This window comes from Streptomyces sp. NBC_00433 (assembly GCA_036015235.1).
Classification (GTDB): Bacteria; Actinomycetota; Actinomycetes; order Streptomycetales; family Streptomycetaceae; genus Actinacidiphila.
Genome location: CP107926.1, coordinates 6990955 through 7017557, shown reverse-complemented (window position 1 = coordinate 7017557; position 26603 = coordinate 6990955). Strand labels below are relative to the sequence as shown.

Here is a 26603-nt window from a genome sequence, read left to right as displayed (position 1 = left end):
CCGCGGCCGCCGATCAGCCGCAGGTCCCCTCCGCCGGGGCGGGGGACGCCGGGTGGTGGCGCTGGGTGCCGTGCGGGGCGGACAGCGGGAGGCGGACCCAGACCCGGAAGCCGCCGCCGGGGCGGGCGCCGGCCCGGCAGATGCCGCCGAGGGCGCTGGCCCGCTCGTACATCGCCAGCAGGCCGGGGCCGCCGGTGCCGCGCTCGACGGGGCGGCCGGGGCAGGGGATGCCGGGCGGCACCTGCGAACCGCCGTCGCCCGCCGCGTCGGGGCGCGGCCCGCTCTGCCCGGGTGGCGGCGACTCCGCGGTGCCGGGCGCCCCGTCGTCGTCCACCACGACCTCAAGTGCCCCCGGATCACGCCTGATCCGTACGACCGCGTCCGCGCCGGGCCCGGCGTGCTTGCGCACGTTGGCCAGCGACTCCTGGATCACCCGGTAGGCGGTGAGGTCGACGCTGGCCGGCAGCGGTGCGCGCGGCAGCGGTGCGGGGTCGCCGCCGGTGCGCTCCTCGACGGTGACCCGCAGCCCCTCCCGCCGGAAGCCGTCGAGGAGTTGGTCGAGAAGGCCGAGGCCCGGGGCCGGCTCCATCGGTGCGGCGGGCTCGCCGCGCTGCGTCAACAGGCCTACGGTGGCGCGCAGTTCGTCCAGTGCGGACCGGCTCGCCTCGCGTACGTGCGCGAGCGCCTGGAGGGCCTGGTCGGGGCGGCGGTCCATGACGTGCGCGGCAACACCCGCCTGCACATTGGCCAGTGCGATCTGGTGGGCGACGACGTCGTGCAACTCGCGGGCTATCCGCAGCCTTTCCTCGGCGACCCGGCGTTTGGCCTCCTCCTCGCGGGTCTCCTCCGCGCGCAGCGCCCGCTCGGCGATCGCCGCGGCATAGGCCCGGCGGCTCCGTACGGCGTCAGCCGCGGCAAGGGCGGTGCCCGTCCAGGCGACGACGGCGACGGCCCAGCCGTCGACCCGGTGCCGGACGACGAGGACGGTGGACAGCGCGCAGACCGACAGCAGCACGGCCCACAGCACCCCGCGGTGCGGCACATCCCGGCGCCACCGCACGGGCCGGCCGGGAGCTCTCCTGGGATACTGCACGGTAACCACTGTATTCCGGGGCAGAGCCCCCGCCGTTCGCGCCGGATGGTCTGCCGGTCAGCCCGGGATCAGCCCGTCGTCCTTGAGCATGGCCTTGACCTCGTCGAGGGTGGCGTCCGCCGTGGGCAGGATCAGCTCGGACGGCTCCAGCGCGTCGTCGGGCAGCGGCACGCCGAGGCTGCGGACCCCGTCGAGCAGGGCGCCCAGCGTGCGCCGGAAACCCTCCTCGTCACCGGTCTCCACCGCGGCGAGCAGCTCGGTGTCCAGCTCGTTGAGCCGGGCGAGGTCGGCCTCCGCCAACCTCACCTGGCCCTCCCCCATGATCCGCGCGATCATGACGGCCTCCTCCGTTGCGGGCGCCTACTGCTTGTCGAACCTCGGGGTGTCCTGCGGCTGGCCCTGGGCGTCACGCTTGCCCTGGCCGCCCTCGATCGCCTGCGGGGCGCTGCCGCCCGCCAGCTCGGCCTTCATCCGCTGGAGCTCCAGCTCCACGTCGCTGCCGCCGGAGATCCGGTCCAGCTCGGCCTGGAGGTCGTCCTTGGCCATGCCGGTCGGGTCGTCCAGGGCGCCGGACGCGATCAGCTCGTCCAGCGCGCCCGCGCGGGCCCGCAGCTGCTCGGTCTTGTCCTCGGCACGCTGGATCGCCATGCCGACGTCGCCCATCTCCTCCGAGATGCCGGAGAAGGCCTCGCCGATCTGGGTCTGCGCCTGGGCGGCGGTGTAGGTGGCCTTGATGGTCTCCTTCTTCGTACGGAAGGCGTCCACCTTGGCCTGCAGGCGCTGGGAGGCCAGCGTGAGCTTCTCCTCCTCGCCCTGCAGCGTCGTGTGCTGCGTCTCCAGGTCGGTGACCTGCTGCTGCAGGGCCGCCCGCCGCGACAGCGCCTCGCGGGCCAGGTCCTCGCGCCCCAGCGCGAGCGCCTTGCGGCCCTGGTCCTCGTACGTCGACGACTTCTTCTGCAACTCGGTCAGCTGCAGTTCGAGCCGCTTGCGGGAGGTGGCGACATCGGCCACACCCCGCCGTACCTTCTGCAGCAGCTCCAGCTGCTTCTGGTACGAGTAGTCAAGCGTCTCGCGCGGGTCCTCGGCCCTGTCCAGGGCCTTGTTGGCCTTCGCGCGGAAGATCAGTCCCATCCGCTTCATGACACCGCTCATGGGCCTCGCGCGCCCCCTTCTCCGGCAAACTGCTCCAGCACCTCTACAGACCCCAGCCTACGGGCCTTGGTTCCATTACCGCACTGTTCGGGCCCGGATGCGCTCATCCGCAAGGACGATCACGGTTCGGCCACCCCCTGCCCAGGTAGTAGGCAGGGGCTGGGGTCAAACGGCGGAAGCACGTAACCTTGGAGTTGTGTTCCGACGCCGTTCCGAAGATGAGCAGGCCCTCGCCGTAGCCGCAGTGCTCGAGGACCAGTCCCGCGACCCGCAGGCTCCCAAGGGTCGCCCCACGCCCAAGCGCAGCGAGTCCCAGCAGCAGCGCCGCAAGGCGGTCAACACCCCGACCGACCGCAAGGCGGCCGCCAAGCAGGCCCGCGAGGCCCGCCGGGTCGACCTGGCCAAGCGCCGCGAGGCCCTCGCCAACGGCGACGAGCGCAACCTGCCGGCCGCGCACCAGGGCCCCGTGCGCAAATTCACCCGCGACTACGTGGACTCCCGCTACCGGGTCGCCGAGTTCTTCCTGCCGATGGCCGTGCTGATCCTCGTCGGCAGCCTCGTGCCCTCCGTGCAGACGCTCTCGCTGTTCCTGTGGGTCCTGGTCATCGTGCTGATCGTGGTCGACTCGGTGATCACCGGCTTCGCGCTGCGCCGCCAGCTGGCCGCGCGCTTCCCCGACCAGAACACCCGGCGGGCGGTCACCTACGGCCTGATGCGGACGCTCCAGATGCGCCGGATGCGGCTCCCCAAGCCGCAGGTCCAGCGCGGCGCCAAGCTCTGAACGGCTTCGTCCCCGACCCGCACCCCGCCCCGGGCGCGGGCGGCTTCCACGGCGGCGCCGACACCTGGCTGGCCGGTCTCGGCGGCCTGCGGAACACCGTCAGGCAGGAACTGGTCGCGCGGCAGCTGGACGAGCAGCTCGCCGCGCACTTCCCGCCCGCCGGCGGCGCCCACGCGGTGCGGCGGCTGCGGGTCCTCGACATCGGCCCCGGCCAGGGCACGCAGGCCCTGCGGCTGGCCCGCGCCGGGCACCTCGTGACCGGCCTCGAAGCCGACCCGGCCATGCTCACCGCCCTGCGGGCGGCGGTCGCGGCGGAGCCCGCCGATGTGCGGAGCCGCTTCGTCGCCCTCCAGGGCGACGGTCGCGAGACGGGCCGGCACTTCGGCCCCGCCTGCTTCGACGTGGTCCTCTGCCACGGCGTGCTCATGTACGTGCCCGACCCCGATCCGATGCTCGCCGCGCTCGCCCGGGTGCTCGCACCCGGCGGACTGCTGTCCCTCGTCGTCCGCAACGGCGACGCCCTGGCCATGCGGCCCGGACTGCTCGGCGACTACGCCTCCGCGCTCCAGGCCTTCGGGTCCCCCGGCTACGTCAACCGCCTCGGGCTCGCCACCCGCGCGGACCGGCTGGCGCCGATGACGACGACGCTGGCCGGGATCGGGGTGCCGCTGCACACCTGGTACGGCGTGCGGGTCTTCACCGACACCGCCCCCGACCACGCGCTCGCCCCCGCGGACCCGGGCGCCCTCGCCACGCTCCTCGACGCCGAGGCTGCTGCCGGCCGCTCCGATCCGTACCGCGGAGTGGCCGCGCTTCTCCACCTCTGCGCCATCCGCGCCTGACGTCCCCCCGTCTCGGGGTACGCGGCCTGCCACGCAGTTCCCCGTGCCCCTGGGTGATCGCCCCTTGCGGTGCGTTGCCTGCCTGCGGCGCCATCGTGGCTGGGCGCGCAGTTCCCCGCGCCCCTTTGGGTCCGCGTCTTCCTGCGCCCAGCGTCTGCTCCTGGCAGGGGCTCTGCGCAGAGGGCACGCGTTTTTCAGGGGCGCGGGGAACCGCGCGCCCCGCCGAAGAGGCGGGAAAGACGCGAACGCCACAGCAAGTGGCAACCACCTGGGTGCCCGGGGGGACACCCGGATGGACGTCGGGGGCGGGTGAGGGGGGGCGGGGGGATGGAGGATGCCGGTATGAGGCGACCTCGTACGCTCCTTATGCCAGGCGCAGCCGTCTTGGGCCTGGCGATGACTGTCAGCGCCTGCACGTCCGGCGCATCAGGAAACCCGTCCTCGCCGGAGGCGAACGCCCGGGTCGTCGCGGCAAACGGCGGCAGCGACCTGCAGACGGCGTACCAGAACACCGTCAAGGCCGTCCTGCCGTCCGTGGTGCAGATCACCACCGACCAGGACCTCGGCTCCGGCGTCGTCTTCGACGACAAGGGCGACATCGTCACGAACGCCCACGTCGTCGGCAATGCCACGAACTTCCAGGTGTCCCTGGCCACCGGCGGCAGCCCGCTCGGCGCGAAGCTGGTCTCGTCCTTCCCCGCCAGCGACCTCGCGGTGATCCGCCTGACGTCCCCGCCGAAGGGCCTCAAGCCGGCCGACTTCGGCGACTCCGGCAAGGTCGCGGTCGGCCAGATCGTGCTGGCGATGGGCAATCCGCTCGGCCTGTCGAGCAGCGTCACGCAGGGCATCGTGTCGGCGACCGGCCGTACCGTCAGCGAGAGCTCCTCCGGCGGCGGCACCGGGGCGACGATCCCCGACATGGTGCAGACGTCCGCCGCGATCAACCCGGGCAACAGCGGCGGCGCCCTGGTCAACCTCGACAACCAGGTGATCGGCATCCCCACGCTGGCGGCCACCGACCCGCAGCTCGGCAGCGGTGCCGCGCCCGGCATCGGCTTCGCGATCCCGGCGTCCACGGTGACGCGGATCGCCGAGCAGATCATCAAGAACGGCAAGGTCACCGACTCGGGGCGGGCCGCGCTCGACGTGACCGTCCGCGGTGTCGTCGACCAGAACCAGCAGCCCGCGGGTGTCGCGATCGTGTCCGCCACCAAGGGCGGCGCCGCCGCCAAGGCCGGGCTGCGGTCCGGCGACGTGATCACCAAGCTCGGCAGCAAGCCGATCACCACCGTGCAGAGCCTCACGACGGCGCTGGCGGCGCTCAAGCCGGGCGCGAAGGTGACGGTGACCTTCGACCGGAACGGTGTGACGCAGACCGCGCAGGTCACGCTGGCGTCGCTGGGCTGACGCGGGCGGTGTCCCCCGCTCGCGCGGGGGACACCGGCGGTCACGCGTCGGCGTGCAGGCTCATCGGGCCGTAGATCTTCGCGTCGCCCTCGAAGAGGACGACCTGGTCGGCGCCGCCTTCGAGCAGCTCCTTCCATGCCTCGCCCAGCCAGGACTCGGCGTCGCCCTGCGTGGTGAACTCCTCGGGCTGCACCGCGGGCGGCACCTCGGTGCCGTCGGCCTTCTCGAACCGCCACGTCCACGCCATGTGTGTCTCCTCGGTGCCGAGTCCAGAGTGCTGCGGAAGCTGCCCAGGCAGCGTAACTTGCGGGGTCGGCGGTGGTGGGGCCGTCGCCACATGGCGGACCCCGCGCGCCCCGCGCGGCGCGACGCGAGACGATCGTGCCGTGGAAGCGACTCTCCTCGGCACCGCGGGGCCCGAAGGCCTGCCCGTCCCGGACTGCCCCTGCGCGGCCTGCGCCCTCGCCGTGGGTGACGGCGCCCGCGCCCCGGCTTCCGTCCTGGTCGACGGTGTGGTGCTGCTCGACCTGACGCCGGGCGTGGCCCTGGCGGCGGCCCGCGCCGGGCACAGCCTCACCGGGCTGCGCCTCGTCCTGCTCTCGCACCCGCACGACGGCCCTGCCGTGGAGATCCCGGCCGGGCTGCCCGCGCCCACCCGGGTGCCGGACGGGCAGCGGCTCACCCTGATCACCGGGCACAAGGTACGGGCGCTGGCGATGGACGCGCCCGGTACGGGTTACGCCGTCGAGTCGCCGGACGGCCTGCGGCTGCTGTACCTGCCGCCCGGCTGCGCCCCCGCGGGCATCGGCGGCACGGACGAGCCGCCGTACGACCTGGTGCTGCTCGACGCGATCGGGCGGCCCGACGCGCTCGCCCGGCTGCGGGCGGCCGGCGCCGTGGCCGGCACGACCGACGTGGTCGCCGTCCACATCGACCACGACGCGCCGCCGCAGCCCGAGCTGGGCCGGCGGCTGGCCGCATACGGCGCCAGGGCCGTGCCGGACGGTACGACGCTGGTCGCCGGCGACTACCACGCCGTGCCCGATGTGCCGCGCCGCACCCTGGTGCTGGGCGGCGCCCGCTCCGGCAAGTCCGCCGAGGCGGAGCGCCGCCTCGCGGCCTTCCCCGAGGTCCTCTACGTCGCCACCGGCGGCACCCGCGAGGGCGACGCCGACTGGGCCGACCGCGTCGCCCGGCACCGCGAACGCCGCCCGGCCGGCTGGCGCACCCTGGAGACCTGCGACCTCACCCCGCTCCTCGCGGACGGCTCCGGCCCCCCGCTCCTCATCGACTGCCTCGCGCTGTGGCTCACCGACGTCCTCGACACGGAGGGGGCGTGGGACGACGACGCCTGGCACAACGGCGCCGCCCGCCGCGTACGCGCCCGTGCGGACGCGCTGGCCGCGGCATGGCGTGCGACCTGTCGCACCGCCGTGGCGGTCTCCAACGAAGTCGGCTCGGGCGTGGTCCCCGCCACCCCCGCGGGTCGTCGCTTCCGCGACGAGTTGGGCCGACTCAACGCCGCGATGGCCGCCGAGTCCGACCACGTCCTCCTCCTGATCGCCGGCCTCCCCCTCCCCCTCCGCTGACGCGGCACCCCCCAGACCCGCACCCTCCGCTGACGCGGCCCCCTCCAGACCCGCACCCTCCACGGCAGGCGGCACCCCCAGGGGCGCGGGGAACTGCGCGGCTGGCCCCCACCGGGCGCGCGGGTCGCCACCGGCCCGAAGGGGCTGTTGCTGTCGAACCCGGACCACCGGCCGGTGGAGGGCTGAGCGCGCAGTTCCCCGCGCCCCTTTTGGGCCTGCGCCCTCCACCGACCAGCGTTCGCCCCTGGCGGGGGGCGCGGGGAACCGCGCGGCCGGCCACGGCGGACCGTGACTGCGGACGCAACAGGACGAGGAACCCGCCCAAGGGCGCGAGCAAGCCGGCACGGGGGTGCGGGGCGGCGCCGGCCCGGGGGCGGGAGGGGGACGGAGGAGCCCGGGGGCGGGCTAGGTTAGGGTTCGGCGGGTGAGTGGCATCGTGCTGGACGACTTCGGCTCCCTGGTGGAGCGCCCCGACGCAAGGCTGCGTCGGGACTCGGCGGACAGGTGGCGGGCGCTGGTGCGGCCGGCCGAAGGGCTGGGGAAGGCCGCGGAGTTGGCCGACTGGCTGGCCGCCGTGCAGGGGGTGGTCCCGGTGCGGCCCATCACCGCGCCCCGCGTCATCCTCTTCGCCGGCGACCACGGCATCGCCGAACTGGACGTCTCGGCCAGGAAGCCCGGCACGGCGAGTGCCTTGGCCCAGGCCGCGATCGAGGGAACCGCCCCGGTGAACGTGATCGCGCGCCGCCTCGGCGTACCGGTCGACGTCGTCGACATGGCGCTGGACTGCGACCCGGCGGACCTGCCGGACGAGGTGACGGCGTATCGGGTGCGCCGCGGCTCCGGCCGTATCGACGTCGAGGACGCGCTGACCCGCGAGGAGGCCGAGCAGGCCTTCCGTACGGGTACGGAACTCGCCGACCGGCACGCGGACTCCGACACGGACCTGGTGCTGCTGGGTGACCTGAGCGTCGGCGGTACGACCCCGGCCGCCGTGCTGATCGCCGCACTGTGCGGCACGGACGCCTCCGTGGTGACCGGCCGCGGCTCCGGCATCGACGACCTCGCCTGGATGCGCAAGTGCGCCGCGATCCGCGACTCCCTGCGCCGCGCCCGCCCGGTGCTCGGCGACCAGCTCGCCCTGCTGGCCACTGTCGGCGGCGCCGACTTCGCCGCGATGACGGGCTTCCTGCTCCAGGCCGCGGTGCGCAAGCTGCCCGTGGTGCTCGACGGCGTCGTCAGCGCGGCCTGCGCGCTGCTCGCCCAGCGCATCGCCTTTCGCGCACCGGACTGGTGGCTGGCCGGCCACGCCACCGGCGAGCCGGGCCAGGCCAAGGCGCTGGACCGGATCTCCCTGGACCCGCTGCTGGACCACGGCATCCGGCTGGGCGGCGGCGTCGGCGCCCTGCTCGCGCTGCCGCTGATCCAGGCCGCGGCGGCGATGTCCGCCGAGCTTCCCGTCGAAGAGGGAGCGGAGCCCGTCGAGGAGGCGGTGGAGGCCTAGCCTCCGCCCGGCGCAGGGCCCCGACACGCCCTGAGAGCGTAATATGCCGTAAATCAGACATTTGGCTCTACGCTTCCCACCCATGGGAAGTCCGCGGCCACCGCGCCGCCCAGCGGCGCGCAGCGCGGTCTTCACGGTCTGGTACCTGCGCGCGGTGGCCGCGCTGAATTTCCTCGGCGCCGTCTGGGTCTCCTTCGGCGCCGACATCAGGCGGCACAATGCGCAGGACTACTTCACCCCGTATCTGCTGACCGCCGGCTACACCTCGGGCGCCATCGCCCTCTTCCTCGCCGTCACCATGCGCCGCCGCAAACGGGCCGCCTGGATCCTGAACCTCGTCCTGGCCGGACTGTTCTTCGCCGCGCTCGCGCTGAGCATGGTGTGGCCCGACATCCACCAGCACGCCCAGAACTGGATCTCGCTCGCCCTGACCAGCGCCTTCCTGACCGCGCTGCTCGCCGCCCGGCGGGAATTCCGCGCCAAGGGCGACCCCGCCAACCCGTGGCAGGCGGCGGTGGCAGCCGCCGCCGGCCTGGTGCTGGCCGCGCTGGTCGGCACCGGCCTGGTCGCGGCGACCGACTCCCAGCACGGCGGCACCTTCGGCGACAGCTTCGGCTACGCCCTGCTGCGGCTGGTCTCCCTGGTCCCCGACGACAGCGCCTTCATGACCATCTCCACCCCCGGCTGGGTGGACGTCGTGATCAATGTGATGAGCACCCTGCTCTTCGTCCTCGTCCTCTTCGTCGCCTTCCGCTCCCCCAGGGGCCGCGAACTGCTGGGCGCGGAGGACGAGCAGCGGCTGCGCGCCCTGCTCGACAAGTACGGCGAGCGCGACTCGCTCGGCTACTTCGCGCTGCGCCGCGACAAGAGCGTCATCTGGTCGCCGAGCGGCAAGTCCGCGATCGCCTACCGCGTGCTGGGCGGCGTCTCCCTCGCCTCCGGCGACCCCATCGGCGACCCCGAGGCCTGGCCCGGCGCCATCGACGCCTGGCTGGCCGAGGCCCGCCGGCACGCCTGGGTGCCGGCCGTCATGGGCGCGAGCGAGGAGGCCGGCAGGGTCTACGCCCGGCACGGCCTGGACGCCCTCGAACTCGGCGACGAGGCGATCGTGGAGACCGCCGGCTTCACCCTCGAAGGGCGCGCGATGCGTACGGTCCGGCAGGCGTACAACCGCGTACGCCGGTCAGGCTGCACGGTACGCGTCCGGCGGCACGCCGACATCCCGCCGGGCGAGCTCGCCGCGCTGCTGGAGCGTGCCGACGACTGGCGCGACGGCCAGACGGAACGCGGCTTCTCGATGGCCCTCGGGCGCCTCGGCGACGCCGCCGACGGGCGGTGCGTGATGGTCGAGTGCGCGGACGGGAACGGTACGCCGCGGGCGCTGCTGAGCTTCGTGCCGTGGGGCCGGAACGGCCTGTCCCTCGACCTGATGCGGCGTGACCGCGGCTCCGACAACGGCCTGATCGAGTTCATGGTCATCGAACTCGTCCAGCGCGCCGAGGAGGTCGGCATCGAGCAGGTCTCGCTGAACTTCGCGATGTTCAGGTCGGTCTTCGACCGCGGCTCCCGGCTCGGCGCCGGACCCGTCCTGCGCCTGTGGCACTCCCTGCTGACGTTCTTCTCACGGTGGTGGCAGATCGAGTCCCTCTACCGCGCCAACGCCAAATTCCGGCCGATCTGGGAGCCGCGCTATGTCCTCTTCGGCAAGACGAGCGAACTCCCCCGCATCGGCCTCGCCGGCGCCCGCGCCGAGGGCTTCCTCGGCGTCCCCCGCCTCCCCCCGCCGCTGCGCCGCCGACCGGTGGAGCGGGTGGAGGAGGAGGCCCGGTGAAGCCCGCACGGGCACGGGAGGGCGGTACGCCACCGGGCGCGGGGGCGGCGTGACGCGGCTGTTCGCCGAGTGGAGGGACGTACTCGGTGATGTGCGGGGGCGGTTGCGGACGCGGGGGCCGCGGGCCGTGCCCGTCACGCTCGGCGCCTGCGCCGGGATCCTCCTGCTCCAGCTCCTCCAGCACGGTCGCGGCACCAGCGGCTGGGTGGAGCGGCTCGGCGGCGTCTACGCCGGCCTGCCCTGGTGGCAGGCCCTGCTGCGCACGCCCCTGTCGGTCTTCCTGCCCGACCCCTCGCTGCCGGTGTGGGGGCTGCTGCTCCAGGTCGTGGTCGTCTTCGGGATCGCCGAGACCACCGTCGGCCCGCGCCGCACGCTCGGCATCGCGCTGCTCGCCACACTGGCCGGCACCGGCTTCGCCCGCTACTCCCTCTGGGCGGGCCCCCACTGGCCGCTCGGCCTGCCCGCGCACGAGCTCCTGGTCCGGGACACCGGCCCGTCCGCGGCGGTCGTCGCCCTCGGCGTCTACGTCGCCCTGCGCTACCGGGCGTGGTGGACGGTCGGCACGATCGTCCTGGCGATGGTCGTGGAGGTCGTCTCCCTCCCCAACCTCGCCGGCTACGAGCACCTCGCGGGCGTCGCACTGATCCTGACCCTCTTCAGCCGCACCCCGCCCCCCGCCCTGCGCGGCTCGCCCCCACCGGGCCACTGACCGGCCCCGGGCGCCGCACCGGGGGCGTACACGGGGCGGATAGCCTCGCGCGATGGACAAGCTCCCCTCGGCCTCGGCCGGTGACGCGCTGCGGTTCGCCTTCGGCACCCTCACCGTGCTGCCCGCGCGGCTCACCCGGTGGGACCGGGCCGCCGCCCGGGGCGGCATGCTCGCCGCGCCGCTCGTCGGGGTGGTCATAGGACTGGCCGCCGCCACGTGCGGCGGCCTGCTCGTCGCGCTCGGCGCCGGACCACTGCTCGCCGCGGTCGGCGCCGTGGCGGTGCCCGCGGTGCTCACCCGGGGCCTGCACCTGGACGGGCTCGCCGACACCGCGGACGGCCTCGGCTCGGGCAAGGAGGCGGACGACGCCCTGCGCGTCATGAAGCAGTCGGACATCGGGCCGTTCGGCGTCGTCGTCCTGGTCTTCGTCCTCCTCGCCCAGACCGCCTCGGTCGCGGCCTGCTACGGGCACGGTTGGCTGTACGGCGGCGCCGCCGCCCTGATCGCGGCGGTGTCCGCACGGGTGGCGCTGCTCGCCGCATGCCGGCGCGGCATCCCGGCCGCCAGGCCGGGCGGTCTCGGCGCGGCCGTCGCCGGCGCGGTACCACCGTCTCTGGCCCTCACCGCCACCGTCCTGTGCACACCGCTCGCCGCGGCCGCCGGCCTCGGCTTCGGCGGTCTGACGTGGCTGCGCTGCGGTGCCGCGGCCCTGGCCGCGGTGGGAACGGGCGAGGCGTTGCTGCGACGCTGCGTCCACCGCTTCGGCGGGGTGACAGGAGACGTCTTCGGCGCGATCACCGAGTCAGCGACAACGGCCGCACTCCTCACTGTGGCCTTGCGCTGATCCCGCCTTCCACCCCCGCCGCTCACGGATGCGCACACGCCGGCGGTGGGAGGGAGAAGCTGCCCGCACGGCCGCACTCCTCGCTCCGGCCCTGCGCTCATCCCGCCCCCACCCCCACCCCCCACGGATGCGCACACGCCGGCGGTGGGAGGGAGAAGCTGCCCGCACGGCCGCACTCCTCGCTCCGGCCCTGCGCTCATCCCGCCCCCACCCCCACCCCCCACGGATGCGCACACGCCGGCGGTGGGGAGGGGACGATCCGGGGGTGTCCCCGCAGGACTGCGCACAACTCCCGCTGGAACGTTCGGGAAGGGCCCAGGTGCGCAGTCCGAGGAGATACCCCCGGAGCGGCACCGACACGACCACCACCGGCACCCGCACCCGACCAACCACCCGCACGGGCGGGCGGGTGGGTGGGTGGGTGGGCGGGCAAAGAAAGAACACCCCGCGCCGCAACCGCGGGGAACCCCGCACAGGCGCGCACCCGCAACCTGGCGGCGTAGGCTCAAGCACAACCGGTGACCACCGCGGACAGCCCCGATGGTGTGGCGGAATACGATGCGGGGACCGGCCCGGCCGGGCCATCCACCGGCCTTTGACGAGGACCTCGACCGAATAGGACCTGAGCCACCGTGACAGCTCTGACACTCAGTACCTCCGCCGCCGCAGCGCTGCGCGCGGACGCCGTCGTCGTGGGGGTGAGCAAGGCCGCCAAGGGCGGCCCCCGCCTCGCCCCGGGGGCGGAATCGGTGGATGCCGCGTACGACGGCAAGCTCGCCTCGACGCTGGAGACGCTCGGCGCGACCGGCGCCGAGGGCGAGCTGACGAAGCTCCCGTCGCCGGCCGGCGTGAAGGCCGCGGTCGTGGTGGCGGTGGGCTTGGGGGACACGCCCGAGGACGGCGCGGGGTTCGACCCCGAGGCTCTGCGCAAGGCCGCGGGCACCGCGGCCCGCGCGCTGTCAGGGGCCAAGAAGGCGGCGTTCGCGCTGCCCGCGGCGGACGCCGCCGACGTCGAGGCGGTCGCGGTCGGAGCCCTGCTCGGCGCGTACGCGTTCACGGCGTACCAGGCCGACTCGGGCAAGGGCCCGCTCGCCGAGATCGCGGTGGTGGGCGCCAAGCCGCGCGACAAGGCGCACAAGGCGGCGGTGGAGCGGGCGACGGCGGTGGCCGAGGAGGTCAACCGGGCGCGTGACCTGGTGAACACCCCGCCGAACGACCTGAACCCGAAGGCTTTCGCCGCCGCGGTGCTGGCCGCGGGCAAGGAGTTCGGCCTCAAGGTCGAGGTGCTGGACGAGAAGGCGCTGGTCAAGGGCGGCTACGGCGGCATCATGGGGGTCGGCCAGGGCTCGGCGACCCCGCCGCGCCTCGTCCGGGTGGCGTATGCGCACGCGAAGGCGACCAGGACGCTGGCCTTCGTCGGCAAGGGCATCACGTACGACTCGGGCGGCATCTCGCTGAAGCCGCCGGGGCACAACGAGACGATGAAGTGCGACATGAGCGGCGCGGCCGCGGTCTTCGCCGCGGTGGTGGCGGCGGCCAAGCTGGGTCTTGAGGTCAATGTGACCGGCTGGCTGGCGCTGGCCGAGAACATGCCCGGTGGCGGCGCGACGCGTCCCGGTGACGTGCTGCGGATGTACAGCGGCAAGACGGTCGAGGTGCTCAACACCGACGCCGAGGGCCGGCTGGTGCTGGCCGACGCGCTGGCCAGGGCGTCGGAGGAGGCGCCGGACGCGATCGTGGACGTGGCGACGCTGACCGGTGCGATGGTGCTCGCGCTGGGTGACGGCCGGTTCGGCATCATGGCGAACGACGACGGCTTCCGTACCGCCGTGCACACCGCCGCGCTGGCCGAGGGCGAGGACTCCTGGCCGATGCCGCTGCCGCAGCAGCTGCGGAAGACCTTCGACTCCCCGACCGCGGACATCGCGAACATGGGCGTACGCCCGGGTGGCGGTCTGATCGCCGGGCTGTTCCTGCGCGAGTTCGTGGGCGAGGGCATCACCTGGGCGCACCTGGACATCGCGGGCCCGGCCTTCAACGAGGGCGGGCCGTTCGGCTACACCCCCAAGGGCGGCACCGGCACCGCCGTGCGCACCCTGGTGGCGCTGGCCCGGCAGACCGCCGACGGCGACCTGTTCTGACCGCCGGACGGCGCCGCCGTCCGGGTGAGATGTGTCACGTGCGGCCCCCGGCGACATGCCGGGGGCCGCTCCCGGTGTTCCACCGGCAGGGCCGGTGGCCCGCGAGCCCCTGAGAAGTGCGAAGATGTTGTCTCGGCACGACAGGGCCCCCTTTAAGACAAAGCGGCCGAACCAAAGCCGCCGCCCGGTCATGGTGGACCGGCTCCGGCGAACCCATGCATGGAGGACGTGACGTGGCGAACGACGCCAGCACTGTTTTCGACCTAGTGATCCTCGGCGGCGGCAGTGGCGGCTACGCAGCCGCACTGCGTGCCGCGCAGCTGGGACTGGACGTCGCCCTGATCGAGAAGAACAAGCTCGGGGGCACCTGTCTGCACAACGGCTGCATTCCCACCAAGGCGCTTCTGCACGCCGGTGAGATCGCGGACCAGGCTCGCGAGAGCGAGCAGTTCGGTGTGAAGGCCACCTTCGAGGGCATCGACATCGCGGCCGTCCACAAGTACAAGGACGACGTGATCTCGGGCCTCTACAAGGGCCTGCAGGGCCTGGTGGCCTCACGCAAGGTGACGTACATCGAGGGCGAGGGGCGGCTGTCGTCCCCGACCTCGGTCGATGTGAACGGACAGCGGATCCAGGGCCGCCACGTGGTGCTCGCGACCGGTTCCGTACCGCGTTCGCTGCCCGGCCTGACCATCGACGGCAACCGGATCATCTCCTCCGACCACGCGCTGACCCTCGACCGGGTCCCCAGGACGGCGATCGTGCTGGGCGGCGGTGTGATCGGCGTCGAGTTCGCCTCGGCGTGGAAGTCCTTCGGGACCGACGTGACCATCGTCGAGGGCCTGCCGCACCTGGTGCCGGTCGAGGACGAGAACAGCTCGAAGCTGCTGGAGCGGGCCTTCCGCAAGCGCGGCATCAAGTTCAACCTGGGCACCTTCTTCCAGAGCGCCGAGTACACCGCGGACGGTGTGAAGGTGACGCTGGCGGACGGCAAGACCTTCGAGGCGGAGGTGCTGCTGGTCGCGATCGGCCGCGGCCCGGTCTCGCAGAACCTGGGCTATGAGGAGCAGGGCGTCGCGATGGACCGGGGCTACGTCCTGGTCGACGAGTACATGCGGACGAACGTGCCGACCATCTCGGCCGTGGGCGACCTGGTGCCCACCCTCCAGCTGGCGCACGTCGGCTTCGCCGAGGGCATCCTGGTGGCGGAGCGGCTGGCCGGCCTCAAGGCCGTGCCGATCGACTACGACGGTGTGCCGCGGGTGACGTACTGCCACCCCGAGGTCGCGTCCGTGGGCATCACCGAGGCCAAGGCCAAGGAGGTGTACGGCGCCGACAAGGTCGTCACGCTCAAGTACAACCTGGCGGGCAACGGCAAGAGCAAGATCCTCAAGACCTCGGGCGAGATCAAGCTCGTCCAGGTCCGCGACGGTGCCGTCGTGGGCGTCCACCTGGTCGGCGACCGGATGGGCGAGCAGGTCGGCGAAGCGCAGCTGATCTACAACTGGGAGGCGCTGCCCGCCGAGGTCGCGCAGCTCATCCACGCGCACCCGACGCAGAACGAGGCCATGGGCGAGGCCCACCTCGCCCTCGCGGGCAAGCCGCTGCACTCGCACGACTGACCCTCTCCACGCCACCCATCCGCACAGATTGCAGAAGGAGTAACCGCAACCATGGCGGTTTCCGTAACCCTGCCGGCGCTCGGCGAGAGCGTGACCGAGGGCACCGTCACCCGCTGGCTCAAGGCCGAGGGTGAGCGCGTCGAGGCCGACGAGCCGCTGCTCGAGGTCTCGACCGACAAGGTCGACACCGAGATCCCCTCCCCCGCGTCCGGCGTGCTCGCGTCCATCAAGGTCGCCGAGGACGAGACGGTCGAGGTCGGCGCCGAGCTGGCCGTCATCGACGACGGCAGCGGCGCCCCCGCTGCCGCCCCGGCCGCTCCCGCGGCCGAGCCCGCCCCGGAGCCCGCCGCGGCTCCTACCGCCCCGTCGACCGAGGCCGCGGCGCCCGCCCCGGCCCCGACCGCGGAGGCGGCCACCGGTGCCTCCGGCGCGTCCGGCACGGATGTCGTGCTGCCCGCGCTGGGCGAGTCCGTCACCGAGGGCACCGTCACCCGCTGGCTGAAGTCGGTCGGCGACAGCGTCGAGGCCGACGAGCCGCTGCTGGAGGTGTCGACGGACAAGGTCGACACCGAGATCCCCTCCCCGGTGGCGGGCACGCTGCTGGAGATCCTGGTCGAGGAGGACGGCACGGCCGAGGTCGGTGCCCGGCTCGCGGTGATCGGTGCGGCCGGTGCCGCCCCCGCCGCGGCTCCTGCACCTGCCGCGCCCGCTCCCGCCCCGGCCGCCCCGGCCCCGGCTCCCGCCGCTCCGGCTCCCGCGCCGGTGGCGCCCCCGGCCCCCGCGCCGGCCGCCGCCGCGCCCGCTCCTGCGGCTCCGGCCCCGGCCCCGGCCCCCGCTGCCCCGGCGCCGGCTCCGGTCGCCCCGGCCGCGCCCGCTCCTGCGGCCGTGACCGGTGACGACGGCGCCTATGTCACGCCGCTGGTCCGCAAGCTCGCCTCCGAGAACGGCGTGAACCTCGGCTCCGTGCAGGGCACGGGCGTCGGCGGGCGGATCCGCAAGCAGGACGTCATCGCCGCCGCGGAGGCCGCGAAGGCCGCTGCCGCCGCCGCGTCGAAGGCGGCTCCGGCCGCCGCCGCCCCGAAGGCCCCCGCCGCGGTGTCGCCGCTGCGCGGCCAGACGGTCAAGATGACCCGGATGCGCAAGGTCATCGGCGACAACATGATGAAGGCCCTGCACTCGCAGGCGCAGCTCACCAGCGTCGTCGAGGTGGACGTCACCCGTGTCATGCGGCTGCGCGCCCAGGCCAAGGAGTCCTTCGCGGCCCGCGAGGGCGTCAAGCTCTCGCCGATGCCGTTCTACGTCAAGGCCGCCGCGCAGGCCCTCAAGGCGCACCCGGTGATCAACGCCAGGATCAACGAGGACGAGGGCACGATCACCTACTTCGACTCCGAGCACATCGGGATCGCGGTGGACTCCGAGAAGGGTCTGATGACCCCGGTCATCAAGGGTGCGGGCGACCTGAACATCGCCGGTATCGCCAAGAAGACCGCGGAGCTGGCGGCCAACGTCCGGGCCAGCAAGATCACCCCGGACGACCTGGCGGGCGCGACCTTCACCATCAGCAACACCGGGTCGCGCGGCGCGCTCTTCGACACCGTCATCGTGCCGCCGAACCAGGCGGCCATCCTGGGCATCGGCGCGACCGTCAAGCGCCCGGTGGTCGTGGAGACCCCCGACGGCACGGTCATCGGCGTCCGCGACATGACCTTCCTGTCGCTGTCCTACGACCACCGGCTGGTGGACGGCGCCGACGCCGCCCGCTACCTGACGGCGGTCAAGGAGATCCTGGAGGCGGGCGAGTTCGAGGTCGAGCTCGGCCTGTAACCGCCCCGCGGCACCGCTGTACGGCACTCGGCGCCCCCGTCCCGGAACACCCGGGGCGGGGGCGCCGCCGTATGCCGGTCGCGGCCGGATGGGAGGCACTGTTGCTTCTTCGTCGTATCGTCGGTGTCACGCAACACGTGAAGGAGCGCCCCCCATGGCCCCTGCCGCCGTCCCGCACCTTGTCGTGCACAGCCTCCGGGAGCAGATCCGCGAGCACATCCTGGAGGGGATCGTCAGCGGGCGCTGGAAGCCGGGCGAGCGGATCGTGGAGCGCAGGATCGCGGTGGAGCTGCAGGTCAGCCAGACACCCGTGCGGGAGGCGCTGCGGGAGCTTGAGACGCTGCGGCTGATCGAGTCGGCGCCCAACAAGGGCGTGCGGGTGCGCGGGCTGACCGCGGCCGACCTCAAGGAGAGCTATCCGGTGCGCGCCGGGCTCGAACAGGTCGCGGCGGAGCTGGCCGCCCCCCGGCTCGCCTTCGCGCCGGCCGCCCTGGAGCGCGAGGTCGCCGCGCTGCGGCTGGCCGACGCGGCGCTGGACAGCGAGGCCCAGGTGCGGCACACGGTGGCCTTCCACCACGAGCTGGTCCGCGCGGCGGACAACGCGGTGCTGCTGCACGCGTGGGAGTCCCTGGGCATCGAGGTCTGGACGACCCTGTCCATCCGCTGGCTCAGCCCCGCGCCGCGCGCCTACGCGGCGGAGCACCAGGACATCGTGGACGCCTTCACCCGCCGCGACCCGAACATCTGCGCCTTGATCAAGTCGCATGTGCTGAGCTGCGCTCCCCAGGTCTGAATTCCGCCCAGGCTTTAAATCCCTGGGAATCGAAGATTCCCGACGCGCGGCACTGCGTGCCTTAAAGGTTGGCACGCTGTGCCGTCTTGGAATTCGCCGCCGAGAATGATTGATCGATCATCGATCGAAGGCGTAAAGTCGATGGCGGAGGGCGAGCCCTGTCTGCCGACTACCTCACTCGCACTCTTCACCTCCCTCCGCTCGGAAGGCGGCACCCCATGCCTGACGCCGTTGGCCGTACCCGGCCGAGTCAGCTCGATCAGATCCCGGACCGCGACCCGGAAGAGACCACCGAGTGGCTCGCGTCGCTCGACGCCGTCACCAAGGCGGCCGGGCCGCACCGGGCCGCGTACCTGATGCGGCGCACCCTCGAAAGCGCGAGCGGCAACCTGCCGTCGCTGCTGGAGACCGAGTACATCAACACCATCCCGACCGCCGCCGAGCCCGCCTATCCGGGCGACGAGGCGATCGAGGCGAGGATCACCGCCTGGAACCGGTGGAATGCCGCCGCCATGGTCACCCGCGGCAGCAGGCTCGGGCTCGGCGGCCACATCGCCACCTTCGCGTCGGCGGCCTGGCTGTACGAGACCGGCTTCCAGCACTTCTTCCGCGGCAAGGAGGGCACGGGGTCCGGCGACCAGCTCTACATCCAGGGCCACGCCTCCCCCGGCATATACGCCCGCGCCTTCCTGGACGGCCGACTGTCCGAGGGGCAGCTCGACCGCTTCCGGCAGGAGGCCGGCGGCGACGGCCTGCCGTCGTACCCGCATCCGCGGCGGCTGCCGTGGCTGTGGGAATTCCCCACCGTCTCGATGGGCCTCGGCCCGCTGTCCGCGATCTACCAGGCGCGCTTCAACCGCTACATGGAGCACCGCGGCATCAAGGACACCTCGGACTCGCACGTGTGGGCCTTCCTCGGCGACGGCGAGATGGACGAGCCCGAGTCGACGGCGGCCCTGGCGCTGGCCGGCCGTGAGGGCCTGGACAACCTGACCTTCGTGATCAACTGCAACCTGCAGCGGCTCGACGGCCCGGTCCGCCCCAACTTCAAGATCGTGCAGGAGCTGGAGTCGCAGTTCCGCGCGGCCGGCTGGAACGTCGTGAAGGCGCTGTGGGGCGCGGCCTGGGACGAGGTGCTCGCGCAGGACGTCGACGGCGCCCTGCTGCGGCGGCTGCGCGAGGTGCCCGACGCGCAGTTCCAGACGTACGCCACCCGCGACGCGGCCTACATCCGCGAGCACTTCTTCGGCGCGGACGCCTCGCTGCGTACGATCGGCGGCCGGCTCGCCGACGCCAAGCTGCTCGAACTGTTCCAGACCTCGCGGGCCGGGCACGAGCCGCGCAAGGTCTACGCGGCCTACCGCGCCGCCCTGGACCACAAGGGCGCCCCGACCGTGGTGCTCGCCCAGACGGTCAAGGGCTACACCCTCGGCGCCGGCTTCGAGTCGCGCAACGCCAACCACCAGATGAAGAAGCTCACCGGGGAGCAGTTCCGCACGATGCGCGACCTGCTCGAACTGCCCATCCCGGACAGCGCGCTGGACGCCGGCACCGTGCCGTACTGGCACCCCGGCGAGGACTCCCCCGAGATGCGCTACCTGCGCGAGCGGCGCGCGGCACTCGGCGGGCCCGCCCCGGCCCGCAAGGTCGTCGCCAGGCCACTGCCGCTGCCGGAGCCGGGGAACAAGGCCTACCAGGCGCTGGAGAAGGGCTCGGGCACGCAGGAGATCGCCACCACGATGGCCTTCGTGCGGCTCGTCAAGGACCTGATGCGGGAGAAGGAGACCGGCCGCCGCTGGGTGCCGATCGTCCCCGACGAGGCGCGCACCTTCGGCATGGAGTCGCTCTTCCCGTCCGCGGGCCTCTACTCGCCCAAGGGCCAGACGTACGACCCGGTCGACCGCGACCAGCTGCTGTACTACAAGGAGGCGAAGGACGGCCAGATCCTCAACGAGGGGATCACCGAGGCCGGTTCGCTCGCCGACTTCACCGCGGCCGCCACCGCGTACGCCACGCACGGCGAGCCGATGATCCCCTTCTACATCTTCTACTCGATGTTCGGCTTCCAGCGCACCGCCGACCAGTTCTGGGCGCTGGCCGACCAGCTGGGCCGCGGGTTCGTGATCGGCGCGACCGCCGGCCGCACCACGATGACCGGTGAGGGCCTCCAGCACGCCGACGGCCACTCGCACCTGATCGCCTCGACCAACCCGGCGGCGATCTCCTACGACCCGGCCTTCGCCTACGAGGTCTCGGTGATCGTCCGCGAGGGCCTGCGGCGGATGTACGGCCCCGACGCCGAGGACGTCTTCTACTACCTGACGGTCTACAACGAGCCGAAGGCGCAGCCCGCGATGCCGGCGGGCGTCGAGGAGGGCATCCTCAAGGGCCTCTACCGCTACCAGGCCGCGGCCGACGCGGCGCCCGGCGCCCCGCGGGTGCAGCTGCTGGCCTCGGGAACGGCCATCCACTGGGCGCTGGACGCGCAGCAGCTGCTGGCCAAGGACTGGGGAGTGGCCGCCGACGTGTGGTCCGCGCCGTCCTGGACCGAGCTGCGGCGCGACGCGCTGGAATGCGACGCGGCCCGGCTGCGCGGCGAGGAGCGCACGCCGTTCGTGACGCGCGCACTGGAGGGAGCCCCCGGCCCCGTGGTCGCCGTCAGCGACTGGATGCGGGCGGTGCCCGACCAGATCGCGCCCTGGGTCGAGCAGGACTGGACGTCCGTGGGCACCGACGGCTTCGGCCTGTCGGACACCCGCGACGCCGCCCGCAGGCACTTCGGGGTGGACCCGCGGTCGCTCACCGTCCAGGCCCTCGCGGCACTCGCCCGGCGCGGCGAGGTCGAGGCGGCCAAGGTGAAGGAGGCGGCGGAGCGCTACGGGCTCTGAGCGGAAGGCCACGGGCTCCGAGAAGCCCGTGCCTTCCCGTCGCGTTGCCGCCGTCACGGGTGTGGCCTGTGCCAACTCCCGTGGCGGCGGCTTGCGTTGGTGCTGAAAAGCACTCAAGAAACCTGTGAAACCCGGGCGTCGGCCAAACCTACTGACCGGAAAGGGATTGCGGGCCTTTACAACTACCGGTTAAGTTCCCCCGGATGGCTGCCAACCCCAGTCCTCTGACGGCTCCGACCGCCGAGGATCTCCGCGCCTGGTACCGAGTGCAGTCCGCCGCGCTCGCGCACGACCGGCCGGGTGAGCCGGTGCCCTCGCAGGCTGCCGTGCGGGCCGGCCTGACCACCGCGGGCAACCGCCGGCGGCTGGTCCTGTGGCTGCTGCGCGGCTCCGCCGACGAGCCGATCGCGACCGCTGTCCTGCGGCTGTCCGACGAGGCCGCGGAAGGCACCCCCGGCCCCCCCGCCGAGGTCCAGATGACCGTCCACCCGGCGCACCGGCGCCTCGGCACGGGCTCCCGGCTGCTGGCCACCGCCACCGAGGCCGCCGTCGCGGCCGGCTGCGGCACGCTGTCCGCGGAAGCGGTGTCGGGCACCCCCGGCGAGGGCTTCCTCGCGACCCGCGACTTCGTCCCCGTCACCCGCCTGACCTGGCAGCGGCTTGCCCTCGACGGCATCCCCGGCCAGATCGGCAAGCTCCCCGACGTCCCGCACCCCGGCTACCGGCTGACCGCCTGGGAGGGCGCCGCCCCCGACACCCTCACCGACGGCTTCGTCGGCGCCCTGCGCGCGCTGCCCGCCGCCTCGGTCGACGACGGCGAGCGGCGCTGGGACCCGGCCGCCGTCCAGGAGGCCGCGGAGGTCGCCGCCCGCCGCGGCGACCGCCTGCTGACGGTGGCCGCGCTCCACGACGACGGCGACATCGCGGGCTTCACCACCGTCCTCCTCCCCTGCGACGGCGCCCGCCGCGCCCACCAGTACGACACCGGGGTCGTCCCCGCCCACCGCGGCCACGGCCTCGCCCTGTGGATGAAGTCCGAGATGCTCCGCCGGCTGCCCGCCGCGCAACCCGACCTCGCCGAGATCCACACCCGCGTTCCCGACGACAACCGCCACCTCCTCGCGGTGAACACCACGCTGGGCTTCCGCCCGCTGCGCCGCACCGTCCGCTTCCGGCTCCGGCTGCGCCGCCGCTGAGCCGCGGCCCCTGCGGCGACTGGTAGCCTGCGTGCTCGCTGTCCTGGCGCTTCCGGCGCCGGTCGCCCGGGCGGCGGGTGTGCGTCACGACACGGACGCATCCGGCTGACAGGGCGTGCACCGGCGCACACCAACCGGGAAGCTGTACGGGTGATGGACGAGACGCAGTTCTGGGAGATCGTCGACAGTACGCGCGAGGCTTCGGGCGGCGATCCGGAGGACCATGCCGACCTGCTCGTCGAGCGTCTTGCCCAGCTCGATCCCGAAACGGTGATCGACTTCGCGCGGCACTTCGAGACCCGCTTCATCCGGGCCTTCCGCTGGGACCTGTGGGGCGCGGCCGACATCATGCTCGGCGGCGCGGACGAGGAGTCCTTCGACTACTTCCGCTGCTGGCTCATCGGCCAGGGCAGGCACGTCTTCGAGGGCGCCCTGCACTCCCCCGACGACCTCGCCTTCCTCGTCACGGACTTCGACGCGGAGACCGACGGCGACGCGGAGGACCTCGGCTATGCCGCGGACGAGGCGTACGAGCAGCTGACGGCCGTCCGGCTCCCCGAACTCGGGCTGCCCCACCAGGAGCGGCCCGAGGGCGACCCCCTCGACTTCGACGACGGGTCCGCCATGTCGGCTCGCTTCCCGCAGCTCTGGTCCCGCTTCACCTGACGGCGGCCCCGTGCGGCCCCTGGCCGCCCGCGCGGCATCCCCCGTCCGGTGGAACCGCGCGGGCGCCCGTACCGCACGGCGCGGCCCCCGGGGCGCCCGGGAGAGGGAGGATGGCGCCATGCGTATCGCCGTCACAGGCGCGTCCGGTCTGATCGGGACCGCGCTGACCACCGCTCTGGCCCGGGAGGGCCACGACGTCGTCCGCCTCGTGAGGCGGCAGCCAGAGGGGCCGGACGAGGTCCGGTGGGACCCGCAGCGCCGGGCGCTCGACCCCGGGGCGCTGGCGGGGTGCGGGGCCGTCGTCCACCTGGCAGGCGCCGGGGTGGGCGACCGGCGGTGGACCGCGGAGCGGAAGAAGCAGCTGTACGACAGCCGGGTGCTGGGGACGGCGACGATCGCCGCCGCGGTCGCGGCTATGGACACGCCGCCCGGCGTGCTGCTGTGCGGCACCGCGATCGGCTACTACGGCGACACCGGGGACAGCTGGGTGGACGAGGACAGCCCGCCCGGCACGGGCTTCCTGGCGGACCTGGTCCAGGACTGGGAGGCCGCGGCGGAACCTGCCGCGGCGGCCGGGGTGCGTACCGCCTTCGGACGTACGGGACTGGTCGTGGGCCGGGGCGGCGGCGCGTGGGGACGGCTCTTCCCGCTGTTCAAGGCGGGGCTCGGCGGCCGGCTCGGCAATGGCAGGCAGTTCTGGAGCTTCATCGCGCTGCACGACGAGGTCGCCGCGATGCGGCACATCCTCGACACCCCGGCGCTGTCGGGCCCGGTCAACCTGACGGCACCGAACCCGCTGACGAACCGTGAGGTCACCGCGGCCATGGGCCGCGTCCTGCACCGGCCGACGCTCGCGGCCGTACCGGCGCCCGTGCTGCGTGCCGCGCTGGGCGAATTCGCCGGGGATGTGCTGGGCAGTCAGCGGGTGCGGCCCAAGCGGCTGCTGGAGTCCGGCTTCGCGTACGCCTTCCCGGAGATCGAGCAGGCCATCGGCGCGGCGTTGCGTGGATAAGGCCGGATCGGACCTGGTGCGACCGCATCAGTTGCCTTTGATGGGGGCATGACCCTTACCAGCGTTCCGCGCCGCGCGCTTCGCGTGGATTGCGCTGTCGCTGACGCGAGCGGGGAGTCGACCCGACCTCGGGGAGGGAAATCGTGCTTCTACCAGCACGCCGCAAGACCACCGCAGTACCTGTCGACGTCATCGTGATCGGAGCCGGGGCGGCCGGCCTGGCCGCCGCCCACCACCTGCTCGAAGCGGGCCTGACGGTGACCGTGCTGGAGGCGGCGGAACGCGTCGGCGGCCGGATGGCCACCGACGAGGTCGCCGGATTCCTGCTGGACCGGCGGCCGCAGCTGCTCAACACCTCCTACCCCGAACTGCACCGCACCCGCGGGCTGCACGGCCTGCCGCTGGCACCGCTGGCGCCCGGCGCGCTGGTGAGGGCCGGCGGCCGCGGCTACCGGGTCGGCGACCAGCGCGGCGCCCGGGCGGCGCTCGGGTCCGCGCTGGACCGGGCCCGGCTGGCCGCCACCCTCAACCGGCTGGCCGGCACACCGGACGCACGGCTCGCCGCCCGCCCGGAGACGGCGGCCGCGCGGGCGCTGAGCGGGCGCGGCTTCGCGCCGCGCACGGTCGACGGCTTCCTGCGGCCGCTGCTGGCGGCGCTGCTGTGCGACCCGGAGCTGCAGACGTCCAGCCGCGCCGCGGACCTGGTGCTGCGCGGCTTCGCCCGCGGCCGCACCTGCCTGCCCGCGGGCGGCTCGGCCGCCGTGCCGGCCCGGCTGGCGGCCGCTCTTCCGCCGGGCACGATACGCCTCGGCATGCGCGCGGTGCGGGTCGCGGTGAGCAGCGTCCGGGTCGCCGACGGCACGGAAGTGCCCTGCCGGGCCGTACTCGTGGCGACCGGGGCGCGGGCGGCCGCTGAACTGCTCCCCGGGCTGCGGGTGCCGCCCTTCCACCAGGTCACCGTCTTCCACCACACCGCGCGGGTCGCGCCGCTGCGCGAGCCCGTGCTGGTGCTCGACGCGGACCGGCTGGGGCCGGTCTCCCACACGCTGCCGACCGGCGCGGTCGACCCCGTCCGGGCGCCGCGAGGGCGGCCGCTGATCACCTCGGTGGTGCTGGGGCCGCCGCCGGACGGCGACTCGGACAAGGCGGTGCGCGCGCATCTGGCGGAGCTGTACGAGGCGTGCACCGACGAGTGGGAGCTGCTCGGCATCCACACCGACACGGAGGCGGTCGCCGCGATGCCCGCGCCCCACGACCTGCGCCGCCCGGTCCGCGTCCTGCACGGCCTCTACGTCTGCGGCTCCCACCGCACCAGCAGCACCCTCCAGGGCGCCCTGCACTCGGCCCGCCGGGCCGCCGCCGCCCTCGTCCTCGACACCGCACGCCACCCCTCCCCGCAGAAAGCCGCCGCCTGACCCCCGCCTCCCTCCTTCGGGCGACCCGGCGGGCGACGGCGCCCACGCGGCGTCGGCCGCGGGTCGGCGCCCCCGGCGTGGCCGCCCGCCAGGGGCGCCGGGGGGAACGGCCCGCCGCACCTCGCGTCGCAGCAATGCGAATACGCACCGGCCGTTCCACCCGTGCGAAAACCGGTGCGCGGGACGCCTGGCCGTTATTCGGAAACGCTGTCACACGGCGGAGCCGTCGATATACTTTCGGCAAAGCCCGCAGCAGCGGTTCTTTGGCCTCCCGGGGGGATCGGCATGGGGGGATTACGCGACTCCCGATTAGTCGTCATCGCCTGCACACTTACCTGCGTCATCGCCGGGCTCGTCCTCGAAGTGGGCGCACAATTGCCCCGTACATCGGTCGGCGCCGACCAGGTGCGCCTTGTCAGGACGTCGACAGCGGCGCCGCCGTCCGCCTCCCCGGAGTTGCCGCCCGCCACGAGCACTCCCCCGGTGACGAGCGCCCGGCTCCCGCCGAGCGTCGGACCCACGACGGCGGGGCCGGGACCGGCCTCCGGACCCCCGGACCCGGGTGACGACACGTCACCGGGGCCGCCGGGCACGGGGGCCACGACCGGCGCCGGGGGCCGGGCGGACGGCCCCGGGAAGCCCACCCGCACCACCGGCCCCGGTGCGAGCACCGGGCCGCCCGCACCCACGGGGTGCGGCTCGCCGAGGTCCGTCCACGGTTTCCTGGCCGCCTTCGTTTTCCCGTGCGAGAAATTCGTCGTCGCCACCTATCCGGTGCTCTCCATTCACGTCTCGGCCTATCCGGCGGACGGCCACGGCGCTATCACCGTCGTCCAGACCGTGCTCTCGGACAAGGACGGTCCGGTCAAAGAGCGGCCCGTCTACGCGATGCTCACGGACTACTTCCTGTCGGGCAAGGACAACAGCACCTGGTCCGGCTCGGTCCAGATCGGAAAGCCCTGCATCCACGACCGCGGCCGGACCAGGCTGAGCATTTACCTGCTGACGCAGGACGGCGTGGAAAAGGCGCTGCGCACCTGGCAGCAGGGCGCGGCCATCGGCCGTATGCCCGCGGGCAGCGAGCTGATGGACGAGGTGACGGTCACCCGGCGCGGCTCCTGCGACGAGACCGCACCGCCGACCGGCCCGCCGCCCACGGACCCGCCGACGACCAGCCCCGAGCCGACGACACCATCGCCGTCGCCGTCGCCGACCAGCCCCTCGCCCACCGGTCCCTCGCCGACCGGCCCGTCGCCCACCACCGCGTCACCCACGGGTCCCTGACCCTGCGCGGCCT

22 protein-coding genes are annotated in these 26603 nt (G+C 73.7%); 18 read left to right on the top strand and 4 right to left on the bottom strand.

Annotated features, from left to right (window positions below; genetic code table 11):
• Positions 1-13 precede the first annotated feature (13 nt).
• Genes OG900_29935 through OG900_29925 form a run of 3 tightly spaced genes read right to left on the bottom strand, consistent with a single transcriptional unit; the run spans position 14 to position 2245 of the window.
• The gene (locus tag OG900_29935; protein WUH93924.1) at positions 14-1093 is read right to left on the bottom strand and encodes a histidine kinase; all 1080 of its coding nucleotides are present in this window, start codon (positions 1091-1093) and stop codon (positions 14-16) included.
• 57 nt (positions 1094-1150) lie between these two features.
• Positions 1151-1429 carry a hypothetical protein gene (locus OG900_29930; GenBank protein WUH93923.1) on the bottom strand — a complete coding sequence of 93 codons (279 nt, stop codon included), beginning with the start codon at positions 1427-1429 and terminating at the stop codon, positions 1151-1153.
• A gap of 24 nt (positions 1430-1453) precedes the next feature.
• Complete coding sequence (locus tag OG900_29925; GenBank protein ID WUH93922.1) at positions 1454-2245, bottom strand: PspA/IM30 family protein; 792 nt, start codon at positions 2243-2245, stop codon at positions 1454-1456.
• A gap of 196 nt (positions 2246-2441) precedes the next feature.
• On the opposite strand from OG900_29925, the gene OG900_29920 reads away from it, so the two are divergent.
• The 3 genes from OG900_29920 to OG900_29910 all read left to right on the top strand — a co-directional run bounded on the left by OG900_29920 (position 2442) and on the right by OG900_29910 (position 5275).
• Entirely contained in the window at positions 2442-3026 is a 585-nt protein-coding gene (locus OG900_29920) for a DUF3043 domain-containing protein (GenBank protein ID WUH93921.1), read from the top strand.
• Positions 3027-3136: 110 nt separating this feature from the next.
• Positions 3137-3868, top strand: coding sequence for a class I SAM-dependent methyltransferase (locus OG900_29915; protein ID WUH95984.1), 732 nt, complete (start codon positions 3137-3139; stop codon positions 3866-3868).
• A 327-nt stretch (positions 3869-4195) separates the two neighbouring features.
• On the top strand, positions 4196-5275 hold the full coding sequence (locus OG900_29910) for a trypsin-like peptidase domain-containing protein (protein ID WUH93920.1): 1080 nt from the start codon (positions 4196-4198) through the stop codon (positions 5273-5275).
• A gap of 40 nt (positions 5276-5315) precedes the next feature.
• On the opposite strand, the gene OG900_29905 is transcribed toward OG900_29910, so the two are convergent.
• Positions 5316-5522, bottom strand: a complete 207-nt coding sequence (locus tag OG900_29905) for a hypothetical protein (protein ID WUH93919.1) — start codon at positions 5520-5522, stop codon at positions 5316-5318.
• Positions 5523-5661: 139 nt separating this feature from the next.
• Here OG900_29905 and OG900_29900 point away from each other — a divergent pair, with 139 nt between their 5' ends.
• The 15 genes from OG900_29900 (at position 5662) to OG900_29830 (ending at position 26590) form a co-directional block, all read left to right on the top strand.
• Entirely contained in the window at positions 5662-6864 is a 1203-nt protein-coding gene (locus OG900_29900) for a bifunctional adenosylcobinamide kinase/adenosylcobinamide-phosphate guanylyltransferase (GenBank protein WUH93918.1), read from the top strand.
• Positions 6865-7288: 424 nt separating this feature from the next.
• Positions 7289-8365 (top strand): nicotinate-nucleotide--dimethylbenzimidazole phosphoribosyltransferase, encoded by a 1077-nt coding sequence (gene cobT / locus OG900_29895; GenBank protein WUH93917.1) that lies wholly within the window; start codon positions 7289-7291, stop codon positions 8363-8365.
• A gap of 82 nt (positions 8366-8447) precedes the next feature.
• The gene (locus tag OG900_29890) at positions 8448-10196 is read left to right on the top strand and encodes a phosphatidylglycerol lysyltransferase domain-containing protein (protein WUH93916.1); all 1749 of its coding nucleotides are present in this window, start codon (positions 8448-8450) and stop codon (positions 10194-10196) included.
• 49 nt (positions 10197-10245) lie between these two features.
• Positions 10246-10905, top strand: coding sequence for a hypothetical protein (locus OG900_29885; GenBank protein WUH93915.1), 660 nt, complete (start codon positions 10246-10248; stop codon positions 10903-10905).
• Positions 10906-10957: 52 nt separating this feature from the next.
• Positions 10958-11749 carry an adenosylcobinamide-GDP ribazoletransferase gene (locus tag OG900_29880; GenBank protein ID WUH93914.1) on the top strand — a complete coding sequence of 264 codons (792 nt, stop codon included), beginning with the start codon at positions 10958-10960 and terminating at the stop codon, positions 11747-11749.
• 632 nt (positions 11750-12381) lie between these two features.
• Complete coding sequence (locus OG900_29875; GenBank protein WUH93913.1) at positions 12382-13890, top strand: leucyl aminopeptidase; 1509 nt, start codon at positions 12382-12384, stop codon at positions 13888-13890.
• 233 nt (positions 13891-14123) lie between these two features.
• Positions 14124-15512 (top strand): dihydrolipoyl dehydrogenase, encoded by a 1389-nt coding sequence (lpdA, locus tag OG900_29870; protein WUH93912.1) that lies wholly within the window; start codon positions 14124-14126, stop codon positions 15510-15512.
• 51 nt (positions 15513-15563) lie between these two features.
• Positions 15564-17336 carry a 2-oxoglutarate dehydrogenase, E2 component, dihydrolipoamide succinyltransferase gene (gene sucB, locus OG900_29865; GenBank protein ID WUH93911.1) on the top strand — a complete coding sequence of 591 codons (1773 nt, stop codon included), beginning with the start codon at positions 15564-15566 and terminating at the stop codon, positions 17334-17336.
• 154 nt (positions 17337-17490) lie between these two features.
• Positions 17491-18129: a GntR family transcriptional regulator gene (locus OG900_29860; GenBank protein WUH93910.1), complete on the top strand. Its 639-nt coding sequence runs from the start codon at positions 17491-17493 to the stop codon at positions 18127-18129.
• A gap of 218 nt (positions 18130-18347) precedes the next feature.
• Positions 18348-21017 carry a pyruvate dehydrogenase (acetyl-transferring), homodimeric type gene (gene aceE, locus OG900_29855; protein WUH93909.1) on the top strand — a complete coding sequence of 890 codons (2670 nt, stop codon included), beginning with the start codon at positions 18348-18350 and terminating at the stop codon, positions 21015-21017.
• A gap of 203 nt (positions 21018-21220) precedes the next feature.
• A complete protein-coding gene (locus tag OG900_29850) occupies positions 21221-22213 on the top strand; it encodes a GNAT family N-acetyltransferase (protein ID WUH93908.1) in 993 nt (330 codons plus the stop codon).
• 153 nt (positions 22214-22366) lie between these two features.
• Positions 22367-22879, top strand: coding sequence for a DUF4240 domain-containing protein (locus tag OG900_29845; protein ID WUH93907.1), 513 nt, complete (start codon positions 22367-22369; stop codon positions 22877-22879).
• Positions 22880-22997: 118 nt separating this feature from the next.
• Positions 22998-23891, top strand: coding sequence for a TIGR01777 family oxidoreductase (locus tag OG900_29840; protein ID WUH93906.1), 894 nt, complete (start codon positions 22998-23000; stop codon positions 23889-23891).
• Positions 23892-24034: 143 nt separating this feature from the next.
• Entirely contained in the window at positions 24035-25306 is a 1272-nt protein-coding gene (locus OG900_29835) for an FAD-dependent oxidoreductase (protein ID WUH93905.1), read from the top strand.
• Between the two features lie 285 nt (positions 25307-25591).
• The gene (locus OG900_29830) at positions 25592-26590 is read left to right on the top strand and encodes a hypothetical protein (GenBank protein ID WUH93904.1); all 999 of its coding nucleotides are present in this window, start codon (positions 25592-25594) and stop codon (positions 26588-26590) included.
• Positions 26591-26603: the final 13 nt, after the last annotated feature.